This window comes from Clostridium sp. ATCC 25772, assembly GCF_001573875.1.
Classification (GTDB): Bacteria; Bacillota; Clostridia; order Clostridiales; family Clostridiaceae; genus Clostridium_J; species Clostridium_J senegalense.
This window is the reverse complement of the sequence record NZ_LFRG01000222.1, coordinates 1-517: the sequence shown is the minus strand read 5'-3', so window position 1 is coordinate 517 and position 517 is coordinate 1. Positions and strand designations below refer to the sequence as shown.

The window sequence follows — 517 nt, the reverse complement described above, 5'->3', positions numbered from 1 at the left end:
CATTATTATCTATAGATTTTGATCTTGAACTAATAACGTGATAATATGCTTCAAGTTTTTTATCTTCATTAATCCTAAACTTTATATTCCATACTTCTGTTATTTCTATTTCTTGACTATCTTTTTTCTCTTTAAACTTAATTTCTATATTAAATTGATTTTCTTCACTAAATTTATCACCTATTTTATCTTTATTAAAATCTTTATCATTTCTCTTTTCTATAACAAAATGATGAAGACTTTTCTCATCTAACTTTATATCGCTGAATTCTCCACTTCCTCCTTCAAGTATTTTTATACTATCTATCTCCTTTGGTTTATATTTATCTGGTATATAAATCTTTATTTCTTCTCTACCATCTTGGAAATGGACCTTTAAGTTAGATTTTAATAAGTCATTTTTTGATTCTTCTATTTTAACTAAGTTTGCCTGGTTTGCCATATCTGTAAATCCAGCTTCTTCAGAAGTTATTTGCCCATTATTATAATTAATTTGACTTGCAAATACATCTACATT

General features: G+C 25.1%; 1 protein-coding gene. It reads right to left on the bottom strand.

Features of this window, described 5'->3' with window-relative positions:
- On the bottom strand, positions 1–517 hold a 517-nt coding region (locus AZI32_RS18705; protein WP_162266761.1), incomplete at both ends, for a hypothetical protein.